General features: G+C 47.2%; 17 protein-coding genes. 12 read left to right on the top strand and 5 right to left on the bottom strand.

Annotated elements, in window-relative coordinates; genetic code table 11:
• Positions 1–8: 8 nt before the first annotated feature.
• On the bottom strand, positions 9–809 hold the full coding sequence (locus ACUJFK_RS12290) for an SDR family NAD(P)-dependent oxidoreductase (protein WP_445425047.1): 801 nt from the start codon (positions 807–809) through the stop codon (positions 9–11).
• A gap of 358 nt (positions 810–1167) precedes the next feature.
• Positions 1168–1920: a hypothetical protein gene (locus ACUJFK_RS12285; RefSeq protein ID WP_445425046.1), complete on the bottom strand. Its 753-nt coding sequence runs from the start codon at positions 1918–1920 to the stop codon at positions 1168–1170.
• 132 nt (positions 1921–2052) lie between these two features.
• Here ACUJFK_RS12285 and ACUJFK_RS12280 point away from each other — a divergent pair, with 132 nt between their 5' ends.
• Together ACUJFK_RS12280 and ACUJFK_RS12275 are read left to right on the top strand one after the other, a co-directional pair.
• A complete protein-coding gene (locus ACUJFK_RS12280) occupies positions 2053–3207 on the top strand; it encodes a sensor histidine kinase (RefSeq protein WP_445425045.1) in 1155 nt (384 codons plus the stop codon).
• Positions 3200–3850, top strand: a complete 651-nt coding sequence (locus tag ACUJFK_RS12275; RefSeq protein WP_445425044.1) for a response regulator — start codon at positions 3200–3202, stop codon at positions 3848–3850. The genes ACUJFK_RS12280 and ACUJFK_RS12275 overlap by 8 nt, the downstream gene beginning before the upstream one ends.
• A gap of 201 nt (positions 3851–4051) precedes the next feature.
• Here the strand turns inward: ACUJFK_RS12275 and galE are convergent, their stop codons facing one another.
• Both galE and ACUJFK_RS12265 read right to left on the bottom strand, forming a co-directional pair.
• Positions 4052–5071, bottom strand: a complete 1020-nt coding sequence (galE, locus tag ACUJFK_RS12270; protein ID WP_236129356.1) for a UDP-glucose 4-epimerase GalE — start codon at positions 5069–5071, stop codon at positions 4052–4054.
• A 33-nt stretch (positions 5072–5104) separates the two neighbouring features.
• Entirely contained in the window at positions 5105–5404 is a 300-nt protein-coding gene (locus ACUJFK_RS12265) for a YciI family protein (protein ID WP_226750194.1), read from the bottom strand.
• Between the two features lie 177 nt (positions 5405–5581).
• Between ACUJFK_RS12265 and ACUJFK_RS12260 the strand changes: the two genes are divergently transcribed.
• Positions 5582–6994 (top strand): sodium-dependent transporter, encoded by a 1413-nt coding sequence (locus ACUJFK_RS12260; protein WP_226750193.1) that lies wholly within the window; start codon positions 5582–5584, stop codon positions 6992–6994.
• A 77-nt stretch (positions 6995–7071) separates the two neighbouring features.
• Here the strand turns inward: ACUJFK_RS12260 and ACUJFK_RS12255 are convergent, their stop codons facing one another.
• Complete coding sequence (locus tag ACUJFK_RS12255) at positions 7072–9690, bottom strand: flagellar hook-length control protein FliK (protein WP_445425043.1); 2619 nt, start codon at positions 9688–9690, stop codon at positions 7072–7074.
• A gap of 189 nt (positions 9691–9879) precedes the next feature.
• Between ACUJFK_RS12255 and ccmA the strand changes: the two genes are divergently transcribed.
• Genes ccmA through ccmI form a run of 9 tightly spaced genes read left to right on the top strand, consistent with a single transcriptional unit; the run spans position 9880 to position 17012 of the window.
• Positions 9880–10539: a cytochrome c biogenesis heme-transporting ATPase CcmA gene (gene ccmA, locus ACUJFK_RS12250; protein WP_445425042.1), complete on the top strand. Its 660-nt coding sequence runs from the start codon at positions 9880–9882 to the stop codon at positions 10537–10539.
• A complete protein-coding gene (ccmB, locus tag ACUJFK_RS12245; protein ID WP_229584390.1) occupies positions 10533–11198 on the top strand; it encodes a heme exporter protein CcmB in 666 nt (221 codons plus the stop codon). The genes ccmA and ccmB overlap by 7 nt, the downstream gene beginning before the upstream one ends.
• A gap of 1 nt (position 11199) precedes the next feature.
• On the top strand, positions 11200–11937 hold the full coding sequence (locus tag ACUJFK_RS12240) for a heme ABC transporter permease (protein WP_306178197.1): 738 nt from the start codon (positions 11200–11202) through the stop codon (positions 11935–11937).
• A gap of 13 nt (positions 11938–11950) precedes the next feature.
• Positions 11951–12241: a heme exporter protein CcmD gene (gene ccmD, locus ACUJFK_RS12235; RefSeq protein ID WP_306178198.1), complete on the top strand. Its 291-nt coding sequence runs from the start codon at positions 11951–11953 to the stop codon at positions 12239–12241.
• Positions 12241–12738 carry a cytochrome c maturation protein CcmE gene (ccmE, locus tag ACUJFK_RS12230; protein WP_226750187.1) on the top strand — a complete coding sequence of 166 codons (498 nt, stop codon included), beginning with the start codon at positions 12241–12243 and terminating at the stop codon, positions 12736–12738. Before ccmD ends, ccmE begins: the two co-directional genes overlap by 1 nt.
• Before the next feature lie 3 nt (positions 12739–12741).
• Positions 12742–14703 (top strand): heme lyase CcmF/NrfE family subunit, encoded by a 1962-nt coding sequence (locus ACUJFK_RS12225; protein ID WP_445425041.1) that lies wholly within the window; start codon positions 12742–12744, stop codon positions 14701–14703.
• A complete protein-coding gene (locus ACUJFK_RS12220) occupies positions 14696–15274 on the top strand; it encodes a redoxin family protein (protein ID WP_306178200.1) in 579 nt (192 codons plus the stop codon). The genes ACUJFK_RS12225 and ACUJFK_RS12220 overlap by 8 nt, the downstream gene beginning before the upstream one ends.
• Positions 15271–15792 (top strand): cytochrome c-type biogenesis protein, encoded by a 522-nt coding sequence (locus ACUJFK_RS12215; RefSeq protein ID WP_445425040.1) that lies wholly within the window; start codon positions 15271–15273, stop codon positions 15790–15792. Before ACUJFK_RS12220 ends, ACUJFK_RS12215 begins: the two co-directional genes overlap by 4 nt.
• The gene (gene ccmI / locus ACUJFK_RS12210; RefSeq protein WP_445425039.1) at positions 15789–17012 is read left to right on the top strand and encodes a c-type cytochrome biogenesis protein CcmI; all 1224 of its coding nucleotides are present in this window, start codon (positions 15789–15791) and stop codon (positions 17010–17012) included. The genes ACUJFK_RS12215 and ccmI overlap by 4 nt, the downstream gene beginning before the upstream one ends.

Raw genomic sequence — 17012 nt, 5'->3', positions numbered from 1 at the left:
ATACTGGATTAACGCACCTTACTTTTTCTGATCAGTTTATACAGCAGCTCAGGAGCAAAACGCCCCAACACGCTGGCAAATTTCTCTTTAAAACCGCCAACCACCAAGTAACTTTTACCGCGGCACAGCCCCTTTACGGTAATTTTGGCAAATTCTTCCGCCGACATGCCTTGTGCTTGCGCATCATCCATCTTACCTAAGGCTTCGCCATTGCCTGTTAGCGCATTCATCGATACCGCGGTTTTCACAAAGCCTGGAAACACCACCGCAACACGGATCCCTTGTTCATAAAGCTCTGCGCGGGCACTGTTCGCCCATAAATGCAGTGCTGCTTTCGCCGCCGAATAGCTGCCACGAAACTGCGTACCGACTAAACCCGCCACGCTAGAGATAAACACCAGTTGGCCATGACCTTGCTTTAACATGACGGCTAAAACACGCCGGCTCAGTACCACTTGCGCAAAGTAATCGATTTCCATAATTTTGCGATCGGTTGCTGCACTGGTATCCATCACCAAGGCTCGTTGGCTGATCCCTGCATTATTGATCAACCAATCTACCTGACCATAATGTGCGACAATAGTGTCGAGTGCTTGTTGCTGCTGTGCTTCATCGCAAACATCCAATGGCACACACAGGTGTCGCTCGGGTGCAAGCAAACTTTGCTGCACCCTTTGTAATTCAGCTTCACGTCGCGCGCTAAGCACCACCTTGGCACCGGCTTTTGCTAGCTCGTGCGCCAAGGACTCACCAATACCGCCAGAAGCCCCCGTGATCCACACAACTTTATCTTGCAGTAATACGCTCATCTATTTCGCCATTGTCGCTTGCATGCGCCTGATGTTAGGGCAAATCGCTACTGACTGTCAAAAGAACAATCACCAAAACCCCCAGCCCCCCGCAACAAGTCCAACCACACTCCGGTACTGGTCTGACCGCACTCTGAGACAGGTCCAACCACACTCTGGTACTGGTCATACCGCACTCTGAGACAGGTCCAACCATACTCCGGTACTGGTCTGACCGCACTCTGAGACAGGTCCAACCATACTCTGGTACTGGTCATACCGCACTCTGAGACAGGTCCAACCATACTCCGGTACTGGTCTGACCGCACTTCGAGACAGCTCCAACCATACTCAGAGACCGGTATGACCTGCGAATAAGTTATTTTGTCGAAGGACTAACGCGAAACTTGCGGCTGAAGTGCTTGGTTAATAATGAAATGGCTAAAGTGCCCACTATTGGAGCGATAAGCCAAGTTGCCAGCTGCCATTCACGGCTGAGTAGCTCCGAGAGTAGCTTGCGACCACCGGCAGCGAAAAAAGCGGTATACAAAGCAATACCGGAACCGATCATTGAGCTGAAATGCTCGATAATCCATTGCCGGTTTGCAAGCTCAGCGCGAAAGACATAGCGAACGATCCCAGTACTCGTAAAAACTCCGACCATAGCAAAAATCATAAATAGCCAAGTGCCAGTATTAAAACCATATCCGAGCATAAAAAGGCTGCCAAGCATTAAACTGACTACCGGTAATAGGTAGTGCCATGTGCGTAAAGGTTGCCGCTCGGCTTGAACTTTTAATACCACATAAGCATGACGAACCGTTACCCACGTTAAAACACTTAGCAACAGTAAAAAAGCTGAAAAATGCCGCCTTTCACTGACAAATTTTGCCAGTTTTTCTGCCGGTAATATTGCCCCTTTAAGGTATACCTGCGCCGGGTCGAATAACACCATGAGGCTCATGACAATGCCAGAACCGGCAATAAACACCATCATAAAGTAGTAATAACGCCCAGATAACTTGTGCAGTTTAGTGCCTTTGCCACAGATCACAGGGACCCAAAACAGTACTAAACAAAGTGCGCCTAAGAAAATATGACTGTACAGCAAAATAGTATGAATAAATGACATTGTGATGCTCCCTGTATTAATGTTTACGCAGTGTAGAGCGGATAAGCAATCAATACAGGTGCCAGAAGTCAGCACTTTAAAATATGACTTCTGGCCTATTGCAGTTAAAGCTAGAACAGACATAATAAGTTGATGAAATTACCTTTTCCTCTTGCAACCTTAGCCGGTGTTCTGACCTGGCTGTTGGTTTCTGGCATTACACTGCTTATTTTGCAGCGTTTACCCGGCCCACAACCTTGGCTATCCGTAGTGCTGTTATTATTGCTTTATGGCGGCTGTTTTATTTTTCTAACGCAAGAGTCGAGCTCGTCATTAGCCTTGAAGCAGCGTTATGGACATTATTTATTGGCCGTGCAGTTAGCCAGTGCGTTCGGTTTATTGTGGGTGCTACCGACTGGGCATTTTGACTACTTGGCAATTTTAACCATTATTTGGGTGTCTTTACTGCCTCATATTATGTCGCAGTATAAAGCCATCTTATTAGCTGCTGTGGTGGTGGTGGTATGGTTTAGTCTGCAAGCGGTGTTTGAACAACGCAGTTTGTGGATCTCGGCCAGTTTGTTTGGCAGCTTTCATTTGTTTGCGATTGTGATGCAAAGCGCGATATTTGCTGAGCAGCAGGCTAAGCTTAAGATTGCCAGCCAGCATCAACAGTTACAGGCTGCCCAGCACTTATTGCTGGCGGCCTCAAGACAAGGCGAGCGTCACCGTATTGCCCGTGACTTACATGATTTGTTAGGTCATCACTTAACGGCACTGACGATACAACTAGAAGTGGCGCGTCATCACAGTGATGGTGAAGCACGTTTACAGGTTGAGAAAAGCTTACAACTGGCAAAGCTATTGTTATCAGATGTGCGTGAAGCCGTAAGCTCAATGCGTGATTATGCAGACTTAAGCCTAGCGCACCTATTAGAGCCGATCTTGGCCGATTTACCCGCTCACTTAAACATTGAGTTAACGATCCCAGCAGATCTGACTCTACCCAATATCTCTCAAGCACAACATGTCATGATGCTGGTGCAAGAGGCCGTCAGTAATACCCTTAAACACACCAAGGCAACAACGCTTAGCCTTAGCGCAGAAATTATTCATGATAGTGACAAAGCAGAATTACTGCTGTGTATTACCGATAACGGCATGCTTGCTGATAATTGGCGGTTAGGCAATGGTTTAACGGGCATGCAAGAGCGCGTGGCGGAATGTCATGGGCAAGTTATCCTGCAAAAAGTTAATGGAGCCTTACAGTTGCAAATTCGTTTACCGCAAGAGGTGATTAATGCTTAACGTGTTGCTGGTTGATGATCAACAGCTGATCCGTGATGGGATCCGCAGCTTGTTAGCCATTTCGGGTAAAGTAAACGTAGTGGGGGAAGCCAGTGATGGTCGGCCAGTGGTGTCGCTGTGTCAAACGTTAAAACCAGAGGTTATCTTACTCGATTTATCTATGCCGTTGATGGATGGCATCGCAACCTTGCAGGCCTTGCAACAAGCCGACATTTCCATCCCTGTATTGGTATTAACCACCTTTGATGAGCATGATTTGGTGTTACAAAGTATTCAAGCCGGCGCACGAGGGTTTTTACTAAAAGATGTGTCATTAGACACTTTAATTAGTGCAATTGAAAACTTAGCGGCCGGTGGCAGTTTTTTTCAGCCTAACATCACTGAGCGGCTACTTAGCCAAGTACGTAAACCTACGCCCACTGCTTTTACTAAACCCCTACCTTTAGAGCCATTAAGTGAAAAAGAGCTCCAAATTTTACAGTTAATGGCAGCCGGTTACAGCAATAAAGAGATCGCCACTGCACTTTGTAAATCGGAGGGAACGGTAAAGAATCAGTGCTCCACCATCCTAAGTAAACTCGGTGTTCGCGATCGCACCAGAGCGGTATTAATGGCCTTAGAACTTGGCTTGATTAGCCCATAAACATACCTAAATGCTACTCTAAGTGGCCCAATCTGTCTCAGAGTGTGGTCTAACCTGTCTCAGAGTGCGGTCAGACCAGTACCGGAGTGTGGTCTAACCAGTCTCTAAGTGCGGTCAGACCAGTACCGGAGTGTGGTCTAACCTGTCTCAGAGTGTGGTTAGACCAGAGACAGGTTAGCGTTATTTATCAGGGGGGAGTGTTTAAGCTTTGTAACCGTTGGGGTTGTTGCTTTGCCAATGCCAGGTGTCGCGCACCATATCTTGCAATGTTTTCTCAGTTTGCCAGTTCAGTAAGCGTTTCGCTTTGCTCGGTTCAGCGTAGCAAACGGCAATATCACCAGGTCTACGTGCTGCAATTTGATAGGGTACCGGCACCTTATTCACATCGCTAAAGGCTTTAACCATATCTAACACGCTGTAACCCACGCCTGTGCCTAAGTTGATGGCTTCAATACCTTTAAAGCTTTGTAAGAACTCAAGCGCTTTTAGGTGGCCCTGCGCTAAATCGACCACATGGATGTAATCGCGCACACCGGTGCCATCGGCGGTTGGGTAGTCATCGCCAAACACACTGAGCTGCTGGCGTTTACCCACCGCCACTTGTGAAATAAATGGCATCAGATTATTCGGGATACCGTTAGGATCTTCGCCAATTTGCCCACTGCTATCCGCGCCAACAGGGTTGAAATAGCGCAATACGGCAATTGACCAGTCGTCATCCGCGCGTTGTAAGTCTTCTAAAATATACTCGATCATCAATTTGCTTTGACCATACGGATTGGTCGCTGAGCGCGCTGAGGTTTCTTTGATCGGCACTTCTTTAGCATCGCCATACACGGTCGCCGATGAGCTAAAGACCAGTTTTTTCACGTTAAAATGTTGCATGACCCGGCATAAGGTCACTGTACCGGCAACATTGTTATCGTAATAGTGCAGCGGCAGCTCAGTGGATTCACCTACTGCTTTTAAACCGGCAAAATGCACCACCGCAGAAATAGTATATTGGCTAAAAACGGCGGTTAACGCGGCTTGATCGCGAATGTCACCATTAATACTGATCAGGCTTTTACCTGAAAGCTGTTCAACGCGTTTTAACGCTTCATCTGAGCTATTACTAAAATTATCAAAGCTAATCACCTGATAACCCGCACGCAGTAAACACAATGCCGTATGGCTGCCGATATAACCAGCACCACCCGTTAACAGAATATATGACGACATGCTGTCATTCCTTTGAGAGAAGTTGAACGAAAATTAAGGTAATACTTTCTTATACGGTTTCACTGTAGCCTGTTGATACACACCCGCAGCCCAATAAGGATCTGCCTTGGCCCAAGCTTCGGCGTCAGTTAAAGAGGGAAATTCAGCAATCACTAAAGAACCAGTAAAACCAGCCGCCCCCGGGTTGTCTGAATCGATAGCCGGCAGCGGGCCTGCCATTACTAAACGTCCTTCAGATTTTAACTGTTCTAAGCGTGCTAAATGGTCTGGTCGGGCTGCTAACCGTTTTTCTAGACTATTTACCGCATCTTCTGCATAAATCATATATAACATGATAAAACTCGGCTGTTAATAAACTGCTTGCACCTTAGCAGATTTGCTTTTTAAAACCAATTAGCAGTACGCGCTTTGCTGCTCGGACTAGGATTTGCTTCAACAGACTGTTAGCATGCAACTGACTGTAAAAAACAACAACTATAACTACAACATTTATCCAGGAGTCACGCATCAATGAAACGTGAACAATTTAGCTCCAGCCTAGGTTTTATTCTGGCTGCAGCAGGCTCAGCTGTCGGTATTGGTAACCTCGTCGCTTTCCCGGTGATGGCCAGTAAAAACGGTGGCGCCGCCTTCCTCGTTATGTACGCTTTTTTCGTGTTCTTTATTTGTTTACCGGTGATGCTGGCCGAAATGAGTTTAGGCCGTCATACACGGCAAAACCCGCTTGGCGCTTACACCGAAATTGGCCAAAACCGCGCTTGGCGCACTGTTGGTTGGTTATCGGTGATCACACCTTTTATGATTGGCGTGTTTTATTTGGTGATTACCGTCTGGATCGCAGGCTACTTGGGTAAAGCCGTTTTTGGGCAGCTAGACCAATTAGCCGATCCTGCAGGGTTTGGTAATTTTATTACCAGCAACGAGTTATTTGGTTATCTCGCCTTTGTTGTAGTATTAACCTTCTTAATTTTGCAAGGCGGGGTGAAAAAGGGCATTGAAAAAGCCACCACCGTGCTGATGCCAACACTGTTTGTTATGCTCATTGCGTTGGTGATTTACGTACTTACTTTAGAAAACGCTATGCTGGGTGTGAAATTCTTTCTGATCCCTGATTTTACCAAGTTAACCGGCGAAGTTCTCAATGGCGCACTGGCGCAAGCCTTTTTCTCGCTGTCTTTAGCCATGGGTATTTTGATTACGTACGGCTCATACATTCAAAAACATGACAATATCGTCTCAGCCGGTAAAACGGTGGCGGGTTTATCGTTAATGGTGGCCTGTTGTTCGGGTTTATTAATATTGCCGGCGGTGTTTTCGTTTAACCCTGAAATTGAAATTTCGGAACTGTCGACCTCCAGTATCGGCATGATCTTTATGTTTTTACCGAAAATCTTTTTAGCGCTACAGGCCGATATTGGTTATTTTGGCGCTTCTTTTGTTGCCGCGTTTTTCTTTTTATTAGTGTTTTTCGCTGCAATGACTTCACTGGTTTCGATTATTGAAGTGCCAGTGGCCAGTGTTATGGATGGCAAAGGGATCAGTCGTCGCAAAGCCTTGTATCTTTTAGGCAGTGTGATGGTGGCGTTAGCTATCGTTTCCGCTTTGTCGTTTGGTCGTGTTGATTGGCTGAGCAATATGCTAAGTTACGGCGGTGCCAATAAGTCATTCTTTGATCTGATTTACGATATGTTTTATGAAACCATCCTGCCATTAAACGGCTTATTGCTGTGTCTTTTTGTGATTTACCGCTGGAAAAAACAGAATTTAGATGCTGAAATTAGTGATGGCAATCAACGCTTTGCAGGCTCATTTTTACAAAAATATGTGAATTTCTCACTGGGTACTTTTATTCCATTAATTTTAGCGATTATTTTTATCAACACTGTCTCTACCATTTATTTTGGTAAAAACTTGTTGTTTTAAGTAAGCGACAACCTTGGTGGCCAGTGTGATAACGCGCTGGCCACACTGCAACTTTGTTACTTTTTTAAACTTGCGGCTTAAACCTGTGTCGAAATTAAACTGGTGCGTTTACTGCCCAGCGTATCAGGGATTTTCCCTAACTGACATTCCGCTTTACTCACGGTTAATCCTTGCGCACTGCAGCGCTCCGTTAAGATTGGTAAAAACTTTTGCGCTTGCTGTAATGCTTGCGGTTGATCGGTATAAAACTGTAATTGCACATCGTCGTCTTGCAACTTGGCCACGGCTAATAATTGGCCCTTATCGGCTAAGTCAAATTTCATGGTTAACTGCCAAAAGCGCTGTTTTTGTTCGCTGTCTTTTTGCTCGCGTTCTTTTTGTTCTAACAAAATTTGGCTAATTCGGCTTTCTTGTTGTTGCTGCAAGGCTAACGGGATCAGCCATTGCTGCAGATTTGCTGGCACTTCAGCGTTTTGTAGTTGTGCCAATTGCAAAGCACTACTGTGGCTACCGAGTGCTCGTAGTAAGTTAGATGCTTGCGCCGGTTCAAGCTGCCCGATATTTTGGGCTAAACGCTGCGCGTTTGGCTCTCGCAATGATCCCGAGGGTTGCTTTAACAAGTGCCCTAATAATAATTGAATGGCCACAGCCAAGGTGCCGGCCGAGGTGGTCATGTTAGGTTGGCTTTGTAAAGGTTGAAAGTTTAACGCTGCTTGCAGTTGTTCTTGTACTTGAGGCGGTGTTAATACCTTAGAGCCATCCGGCTGAGCTTGGCGTAGTAGGTTCAACACTTGCTGAACTTCGGCAGGTAAGTCTGGCAGGCTGCTTAAGGTGGCTGGCGCACTTTGTAATAAAGGTAATAATTGCCGCCAGTGTGTATTGCTGACATCGGTTGGCTGTAACTTTGTTACGGTGGGGGCTGCAGGGGCAGGCTGCGCACCCAACGGCAGAGGTTTGGCAAACTGCTGACTGGCGAGCTGAATTTTGTGTTCACTGACAAGCGGCTGCACGCTTAATTGCCAAGAGGTAGCAGCGTTGTTAGCCGTATTAGCCCCTGCCGTTGCTTGGAGCTGTTGCTGCGCTAAATTAGCATTAACGGTTTTATTGTTATTAGCGGGTGGCAATAATATCAGCGATAAATGTTTGGCAATACTGTTACTTGTGGCTGAACGGGCGTTTAACGGCTGCGCAAGCGGCTCGCCCGCTAACTGGGTGATGGTTTCACCGCGCAACACGCTTTGTTGCAAGGCGGCTAATTGTTTGGGATTTTGCAGTAATTGTGCTTGTTTCGCTGTTAGCTGAATGTTCTCTGGTAAGCCGCTTAATACCTTGATATGAATTTCTATTGTGCCGGGTTTGGTTTCTTTAAAACTTAACTGTAAGGGCAAATCGCTTGGAATGGCAGAGAGTTGTTTGGCTGCCAGCGTCAGTGGCAATTGCAGCAAGCCTTGCGCTGTTTGCACAATAAATTGCGCGCTTTGGCCGGTTAACTGTAATTTAGCCAAATAGGGTTGCCCGGCTTGCAGTTTCGGCGTGCTTTCGCTGTTTTGGCCAAACTGGCTGAGGATCTTATCAACAATCGCGGTTTTCATCGGTTCCTCTTGTAACGGGGTGTTGGGCATTACGCCGGCGGAGCTCCTCGCGCTGGGCTGGCTTAATTGCGTTTGAGCTGTTGCCGTTGCTGCCGAGTGTGTTGCCGAATTTTTTTGTGATGCATCATCAGGTTTGTTATGGGTTTGCGTGCTGCCCAAGGTTAATTGGCTACCATCAGACAAGCTAAGTTGCAGTGGCCGGTTCAGTGCACTGCCTGGCAGTTGAAATTGGCCTAAGTCTTTTAACGGTTGTATGAGTAACACCCAACTCGCTCGCTCAGTGGCATGGTTGGGGGTGGCTTGAGTAACCAAAGGTTGTAGCAACAGCTTTAACTGCTGGCGCTCAGGTGGGGTAAGGTTGAGTACTTGGTTATTCAGTTGCAACAGCGGACTTGTCGTTTGTAATTGTTGAAACACCGAAATCTGCACGGCAGCTTGTTGTAAAGCGAGCTGTAGCTGGGGGCTTAGCGTTTGAAATACCGCTGCGTTTTGCAGGTTAGCCATCGCCGCTCTCTGGCTTGGCATATTGGCTGTTAGTGTGTTAGCCGCTTGGTTGTTGTTATTTGTCGAAAGGTTATAGCTACTGCTGTTTTGCAAAGCGCTTTGCGCCGATGAAGCGGCACTGACAATGGGTAACTTGACCAATTGTAATGTGGCTAATTGCGCGGCGAGGGGCGGGGTAACCGCTTGGCCAGCCAAATGATTAAGCGGTTTGCCACTGGCTAATTGTGCACTCACTTGGTTTAGCTGCTCAGGTTGCAGTAACAAAGTGGTTTGTGCGGCCGTTAATTGTTGTGCTTGCGGGTTACCTTGCCACTGCATCACGCGTACGTTCAAGTTGTCGGGCGTTGTCGCATTAAAACTCAGTTGCAGCGGCACATTCAGTGGTAACGGGGGTAGCGCAGATAAAGCAAGCCGTTGTAAGCCTTGCTGGCTTTGCAGTAATAATTGCTGTGTCGCATTGGGGGTGTTATTGGTATGGCTTGTGACCACCATTGCCGGATACGGCACGGCGCTGCCAAGTTTAATCACACCACTGTTCACTGTCGTTTGTGGGTTTAAGCTGGTGTTTGTGGTTAGCTGGCCAAAATTAAAGGGTAACATCACGCTCTCAAGGTTCTGTTGGTTAAAGCCGCTTTTTTAACAGTGATTATTGAACTGTAAGCGGCACTTGCCGACAAGTTGTGCAAATAGCTGATTTGAATCAAGCTTACGAAGCGGTTCTGATTCGTATTCTGGCGGCATTATGCTACTATGCGCCCAATTTTGTTGGTCGTCGATAGTTAGAGGACTGTGAATATAGCACAACCCACCTTTGCTGTTACTGCCCCCATTTTGCTCGATGCTGCTGATTTAAGCTGCGTAAAGCAAGATCGCGTGCTGTTTGAGCAGCTGTCGTTACACTTAAAACCGGGCGAACTTTTGCAGATCAAAGGCAAAAATGGCGCCGGTAAAAGCTCATTGCTGCGAATTCTAGCTGGCTTGGCGCAACCCGATGAAGGCCAATTGCAGTATTTAGCTCAACCCTTACCTGCCGCGTTAAGCGATTACGCCGCCAACTTATGTTTTATCGGCCATCAAAGCGGTATTCATGAGCAATTAACGGCGATTGAAAATTTACAATTTTGGCAAGCGGCTAGCGATCTGCATATTCAAGACGAATTTATGTTACTGGCAGAATTAGGTTTAGCCGGTTTAGAAGATATTCCTTGTCGCATGTTGTCGGCCGGCCAACAGCGGCGGGTATCCTTAGCCCGGCTTTGGGCTACCTCTGCGCAAATTTGGATCCTCGACGAACCTTTTACGGCATTAGATCAATCCGCGATTGTCAGTTTACAGCAACACTTTATCGCGCATTTAAAGCGCGGCGGCGCGATAATTTTAACGACCCACCAACCGCTCAGCATTGAATATCATGCCTTGCGCGCGTTAGAGATCCATTATCGATGGTAAAATTTAGCATTTTTTTACAGCGCGAATTACGTTTACTGGCTCGGCAAAAAGCGGATTGGCTTAATCCTGTGTTGTTTTTTATTATCGTGCTAACCCTGTTTCCATTAGGGGTTGGCCCAGAGCCGAATATGCTGCGTATAATGGCACCAGGTATAGTTTGGATTGCCGCGCTATTAAGCGTGTTATTAGCGGCCGAGCGACTGTTTAAAGACGACTATCGCAATGGGGTGATAGAGCAATTAGTGGCGGCGCAGCAGGCATTAATGCCGTTTGTGCTGGCGAAAATTACCGCGAATTGGTTAAGTACCGGTTTGCCGTTATTGCTGTTATCACCGCTAGTGGCTTTGCTGCTGAATATGCAAGGGGCCGCCCTAGAAGCGATGGCGCTAACGTTATTACTGGGTACTCCAGTGCTGAGCTTACTCAGCGTGTTAGGGGCGGGTATCACGGTCTCTGCGGATAAAGGTGGGATCTTACTGGCATTGGTTATTCTGCCTTTATATATTCCGCTATTAATTTTTGCGAGTGCCGCCATTGAAGCGGCCAGCATTGGTTTAGGTTTTACTGGGCAGATTGCCATTTTATTGGCAATGTTTTTGTTCTCGCTGGCGTTGGTGCCTATGGCCGTGTGCAGCGCTTTAAAGATAAATGTGAGCTGATATGTTTAAGTGGTTAGATCCGTTAGCAAAACCAGAAACGCTATATCATTTTTGTGGCAAGTTAACGCCGTGGTTAATGAGTAGTGCTTTGTTTACTTTGTTGTTGGGTAATATTTGGGGCTTAGGCTTTACCCCCACTGATTATCAGCAAGGAGACAGTTACCGCATTATTCATATTCATGTGCCGTCGGCCATTATGTCGATGGGCGCTTATATGGCGATGGCCATCGCAGCCTTTACTGCCTTGGTGTGGCAAATTAAAACGGCGCAGTGGGCAGTATTAGCCATCGCGCCGATTGGTGCGGTTTATACGGCCATTGCCTTGCTAACCGGTATGGCCTGGGGTAAACCCATGTGGGGTGCGTGGTGGGTGTGGGATGCACGCTTAACGTCTGAGCTCATCCTCTTATTTTTATATTTTGGCGTGATGGCGTTACATGGGGCTTTTTCTGAGCGGCAAACCGGCGCTAAAGTGGCCAGTTTATTGGCGGTTGTTGGTGTGATTAACTTACCCATCATCCATTTCTCGGTAGAGTGGTGGAACACCCTGCATCAAGGTGCGACCATCACTAAGTTTGCTAAACCGTCCATCGATCCCAGCATGCTCTGGCCTTTGTTAATCAGTTTATTGGCGTTTAGTTTGTTATTAGCGGCGTTAACCTGCGTGCGTTTACGTACAGCGATCCTCGAAAATGAGCAGCATCGGCCTTGGGTTAAACAGTTAGTTAGCAAAGCATAAGCGAGGAGATAGCATGTTATTGAGCAGTTTATTGAACACGTTTTGGCAACTGAGTAGCGAATTGCCGGTGCAACTTTTTGGTGTTTTTCCGTTCTACTTTGCTAGCTTCAGTGATTTTTTAGCGATGGCCAGTAACGGCATTAGTTACAGTTTTTTTGTTTGGTTATCTTTCGGCTTAACGTATTTGTTGTTGATGGGCTTGCTGTGGTGGAGTTATTTCCAGCAACGTCAATTTAAGCAGCACCTCGCCGCAAAAATGGCCAGAGAGCAACGAATCAAGCAGTATCAGGAGCAGCAAAGCTAATGCAACCAAGACGAAAGAAACGCCTGTTATCCATGTTGTTGGTAATCAGTTTGATTGCTGGTGCCGTGGGGGCGATGCTATTTGCCTTACAGCAAAACATTAACTTGTTCTATACCCCAGGTCAGCTTATTCAGGGCCTTGGTGAAGGGAAAATTAAACCCGATGTTGGCCAACGGCTGCGTTTAGGTGGCATGGTGGTGCCCGGCACAGTGCAACGTGACGCTGAAAGTTTAAAAGTGCGTTTTGATTTAACCGACGATTCAGGTGAAATCGCCACGGTTGAGTTTGAAGGCATTTTGCCGGACTTATTTCGTGAAGGCCAAGGTATCGTTGCGCAAGGTGAGTTGCGCAGTGCCACTGTGTTAGCCGCTACCGAAGTGCTAGCCAAACACGATGAAGAATATATGCCTCCAGAGGTGGCCGAAGCGCTAAAAGGCATTCGCCATGTGCCTCCCAGCCAACAGCCCGCGGCTAGCAACGCGAATTACGGAGGCTAATCGATGATTGCAGAATACGGTCAGCTGGCGCTGACCTTTGCCTTTGCGCTGTCATTATTATTGGCTTTAGTGCCTTTAGCGGGCAGCTTTACCGCCAATGAACGTGCCTTATTATTAGCCAAACCCTTATCAGTGGGTATGTTTGTATTTACTTTACTAGCGTTTATGGCGCTAGCCTGGTCTTTTTATCACGATGATTTTACCGTAATTAATGTGGCCACCAACTCCAGTTCTATTTTACCGTGGTACTACAAACTCACCGCAGTATGGGGCTCACACGAAGGCTCGATGTTGTTATGGGTTATGATGTTAGCCGGCTGGACTGCCTTAGTGGCGCAATATTCCAAAGCATTGCCCTTACTAATGCAAGGGCGAATTTTAGGCATTATGGGGCTGATTAACATCGGTTTTATTGCTTTTTCTTTATTTATGTCAAATCCGTTTGAACGCAGCTTACCGTTTTACCCCGTGCAAGGCAGTGACTTAAACCCATTACTGCAAGACTTCGGCATGATTATCCATCCGCCGTTGTTGTATCTGGGTTATGTCGGTTTTGCGGTGTCGTTTGCCTTTGCGATAGCCGCTTTAATTGGCGGTAAATTTGACAGTACTTGGGCGCGCTGGGCCAGACCTTGGACTTTAGCGGCCTGGATGTTCCTGACCTTGGGCATTATGCTGGGTAGTTGGTGGGCCTATAACGAGCTAGGTTGGGGCGGCTGGTGGTTTTGGGATCCGGTAGAAAATGCGTCGTTAATGCCTTGGTTGGTGGGTACGGCTTTAATCCATAGCTTAGCGGTCACCGAGAAGCGCGGCACCTTTAAATCCTGGACGGTATTATTGGCGCTCGGTGCCTTTTCTCTGAGTTTATTAGGTGCCTTTTTAGTGCGCTCTGGTGTGTTGGTATCGGTTCACTCGTTTGCATCGGATCCTGATCGCGGTATTTTCTTATTGATTTTCCTGCTAATCGTTATCGGTGGCTCATTGTTACTTTACGCCAGCCGCATGAACTCGGTGCGCAGTCAGGCGCGTTATCAGCTTTTTTCGCGCGAAGTGATGCTGTGGAGCAACAACGTGTTCTTACTAACCGCTACCTTAGTAGTATTGTTAGGTACCTTATTTCCATTGGTACACAAAGAGTTAGGCTTAGGCTCTATTTCGATAGGTGAGCCGTTCTTTAATCAGATGTTTTATTACCTGACCATCCCTTTTGCCCTGTTACTAGGTTTAGGGCCTTGGGTACGCTGGAAGCAACAAAAAGCCGCGCCATTGCTCAAGCCCATGTCGTTACTGGCCATCGCTACGCTGATTGTCGCTTTGGGTACCTTAAGTTTACTGCAAAGTGTCGTCGCAAACTTGGCGTTGTTAGGCTTATTGTTAGGTGCTTGGGTAGGCTTATCGGCGCTTAGCGAAATTTATCAGCGATTAGATCAGTTCGGTTCAGTAAAAGCCGGTTTAAGTAAATTGCAGGCGTCGCATTATGGTATGACGATGGCGCATATCGGTTTTGCCGTGCTGGTAATTGGTGTGGCCATGACCAAAACCTACAGTGTCGAACGTGATGTGCGCATGGCCATCGGTGATAAGGTGGTGTTAGCCGATTATGAATTTGAGCTACAAGACGTTTATAAACTAAACGGCCCTAATTACGGTGGGGAAGCGGCAGAAATCGACGTAAGAAGAATAGACGGCAGCTATGTTACCCATCTGCATGCTGAAAAGCGCGAATACAATATTCAACGGATGATGATGACCGAAGCCGCGGTGCATGCGCGCTTAAGCCGTGATCTGTATGTGTCATTAGGTGAAGCCTTACCGGGCGATGCGTGGGCTATCCGTGTGTATGTAAAACCTTTTGTCAGATGGATTTGGCTCGGCGGCTTGTTAATGTCGTTAGGTGCGTTAATCGCTTTGCTTGATAAGCGCTATCGTCGACAAGTGCCAGTGCGGGAGACGGCGGATGCGTAAGGCGTTATTTTATATTCCTTTAGCGTTATTTTTAGGCTTGTCGCTGTTTTTACTCAGTGGATTGTTTTCTGATCCGCGTGAGCGTGACTCGGCTATTATCGACCGGCCGCTGCCGAGTTTCTCGTTACCTGATTTACAGGATCCGAATAAAACTTGGACACCGGACGCACTAAAAGGCGAAACTTTTTTGCTGAATGTGTGGGGAGTTTGGTGCCCTACTTGTAATGCTGAGCTCAGTTACATGACGCAGCTGCGTAATGAGCAGGGCATTCGGATTATCGGTCTTTACTACGTGTTACCTGAAGATCCGATGTTTGGCCAAGTCTTCGATTTGCCAACCTTACAGCAAGAGGTTGCCACTAAGCTGCAACAAAATGGCGATCCCTACCAATTTAACATTCTTGATCAACAGCGGCGTTTATCGCTGGATTTAGGGGTCAGTGGCGCGCCTGAGCACTTTATCGTGGATGCCAACGGCATTGTAAGGGCGCATCATATTGGTGATATTAATCCGCAAGTTTGGCGCAGCAAACTCGCGCCGATTTACCAGCAATGGGCGGCCAAACCATGAAGCCATTTTTTACCTTTCTTTGCAGCATCCTTCTGACCGTAGGCTTAAGCAGTGCTGCCAGTGCAGCAGAGAGCCAAGAGTTATTGTCTTTTGAAAGTGAGCAGCAACGGCAACTTTATTTAAAGCTGACGGCTGAACTGCGTTGTCCGCAATGCCAAAATCAAAATATCGCCGACTCGAATGCCGTGGTGGCCGTAGATATGCGTGATAAAACCTACGAGTTGGTGCAACAAGGCTTAAGCCGGCAGCAGGTGTTAGATTTTATGATCGATCGTTACGGTGACTTTGTGCACTATCAGCCGCCGGTCAATCGCTACACCATTTGGTTGTGGCTAGCCCCGGTGCTGGTGTTGTTATCATTGTTGCTGTTTCAACTTAAACGCCAAGCTGGTCAGACCGCACTCCGGTACAGGTCAGAGCAGTTGTCAGATGACGCTGCTACCGACTCTGCCGAAAAAGCAAAGTTAAACCAGCAGCTTGAGCAAATTATCGACAGTTATCGGAGTAAAAAATCATGATGTGGCAACTTGCCGCCGGTGCACTCGCCATGTTGGTGTTAAGTACCCTTTTTATTATCTGGCCGCGCAAAGCCGATGCAAAGAATAATCAAACTCCGGCGCAACTATTTGAAGAGCGCCTGCAATTATTGGCGTTAGCACGCGATGCCGGTGAATTGGCTGAGCAAGATTTTGATACCGCCGCCAATGAGTTAAAGCAGCAGTTTTTAGAACAAGAACAGCAAGCCATTCGTTATAAGCAACCCAAACAGCAGCGAGTATTACACCTCAGTTTAGTGCTGGTTACGGCGTTAATTGTGGCGGTGGTTTACAGCCAAAATGGCCATTATCGGCAATTATCCGATTGGGAGCATGCCCAGCAAAACTTAGCCAGCTATGGTCAACGCGCATTACTAGGCGAGGGCGAGCCTTTAAACGAGCAAGATATGCAGCTGTTTTCTTTAGCACTACGCACCAAACTGGCCAACGAAGGTGATGATGCGGTAGCTTGGATGTTATTAGGTCGGGTTTGGATGACCTTGGGGATGCTAGAAGAAGCGATTGAGTCTTTTGAGCGCGCTTTAAAGCTAATGCCAGAGCGCACCCCGTTGTTAATTAGCTACAGCCAAGCCTTGATTATGTTGGGCGGTGATATGAACTTAGCCAAAGCCGGCCAAAGTGTTGCGCGGGTCTTAATGCAAGAGCCTGAAAATATTGATGCGATTTCATTAATGGCGTTGATTGCTTATGAGCGTGGCGATAATGCCGAAGCGATAGCCGCTTGGCAATTATTGGCATCGCGCTTAGCACCAGATGATCCACGTTTAGAGGTAGTGAATGCACGTTTAGCCGAATTAAATGCCCCTGCAACGGTCGGCACTGCCGAGCAAAACGCAGCCTTTGTTCGTGAAGTAAAGGTTCAGGTCAGTGTTGGCGCAGAGTTAGCCGCTGCTCATCCTGGTGCTTCATTGTTCGTGTTTGCTCGTGCGGCAGAAGGCCCGGCTATTCCATTAGCTGCGAAGCGCTTGCCACTAGTTGCTGGTGTAACCGAAATCAGCTTATCTGCAGCCGATGCAATGCAAGCGGGCTGGAATATCGAGCAAACTAATCTTATTCAAGTTGTTGCCCGTATGGCTGTTTCAGGAACAGTTGAGCGCTCTACGCAAGATGTAGAAGTGGTGTCAGCGGTGCTAAGTTTTGAGCAACCGGTAGTATCCGTACAATTAACTTTGGAACAGTAA

It is taken from the genome of Alishewanella sp. HL-SH06 (assembly GCF_052656265.1).
Note: the sequence above shows the minus strand (reverse complement) of the source record. Positions and strands in the feature narration are given on the sequence as shown.

Excerpts from the sequence above, each read along its gene's own strand:
- ACUJFK_RS12290 (WP_445425047.1), bottom strand. The coding sequence starts at position 809 with ATGAGCGTATTACTGCAAGATAAAGTTGTGTGGATCACGGGGGCTTCT.
- ACUJFK_RS12285 (WP_445425046.1), bottom strand. The coding sequence starts at position 1,920 with ATGTCATTTATTCATACTATTTTGCTGTACAGTCATATTTTCTTAGGC.
- ACUJFK_RS12280 (WP_445425045.1), top strand. The coding sequence starts at position 2,053 with ATGAAATTACCTTTTCCTCTTGCAACCTTAGCCGGTGTTCTGACCTGG.
- ACUJFK_RS12275 (WP_445425044.1), top strand. The coding sequence starts at position 3,200 with ATGCTTAACGTGTTGCTGGTTGATGATCAACAGCTGATCCGTGATGGG.
- galE (WP_236129356.1), bottom strand. The coding sequence starts at position 5,071 with ATGTCGTCATATATTCTGTTAACGGGTGGTGCTGGTTATATCGGCAGC.
- ACUJFK_RS12265 (WP_226750194.1), bottom strand. The coding sequence starts at position 5,404 with ATGTTATATATGATTTATGCAGAAGATGCGGTAAATAGTCTAGAAAAA.
- ACUJFK_RS12260 (WP_226750193.1), top strand. The coding sequence starts at position 5,582 with ATGAAACGTGAACAATTTAGCTCCAGCCTAGGTTTTATTCTGGCTGCA.
- ACUJFK_RS12255 (WP_445425043.1), bottom strand. The coding sequence starts at position 9,690 with ATGTTACCCTTTAATTTTGGCCAGCTAACCACAAACACCAGCTTAAAC.
- ccmB (WP_229584390.1), top strand. The coding sequence starts at position 10,533 with ATGGTAAAATTTAGCATTTTTTTACAGCGCGAATTACGTTTACTGGCT.
- ACUJFK_RS12240 (WP_306178197.1), top strand. The coding sequence starts at position 11,200 with ATGTTTAAGTGGTTAGATCCGTTAGCAAAACCAGAAACGCTATATCAT.
- ccmD (WP_306178198.1), top strand. The coding sequence starts at position 11,951 with ATGTTATTGAGCAGTTTATTGAACACGTTTTGGCAACTGAGTAGCGAA.
- ccmE (WP_226750187.1), top strand. The coding sequence starts at position 12,241 with ATGCAACCAAGACGAAAGAAACGCCTGTTATCCATGTTGTTGGTAATC.
- ACUJFK_RS12225 (WP_445425041.1), top strand. The coding sequence starts at position 12,742 with ATGATTGCAGAATACGGTCAGCTGGCGCTGACCTTTGCCTTTGCGCTG.
- ACUJFK_RS12220 (WP_306178200.1), top strand. The coding sequence starts at position 14,696 with ATGCGTAAGGCGTTATTTTATATTCCTTTAGCGTTATTTTTAGGCTTG.
- ACUJFK_RS12215 (WP_445425040.1), top strand. The coding sequence starts at position 15,271 with ATGAAGCCATTTTTTACCTTTCTTTGCAGCATCCTTCTGACCGTAGGC.
- ccmI (WP_445425039.1), top strand. The coding sequence starts at position 15,789 with ATGATGTGGCAACTTGCCGCCGGTGCACTCGCCATGTTGGTGTTAAGT.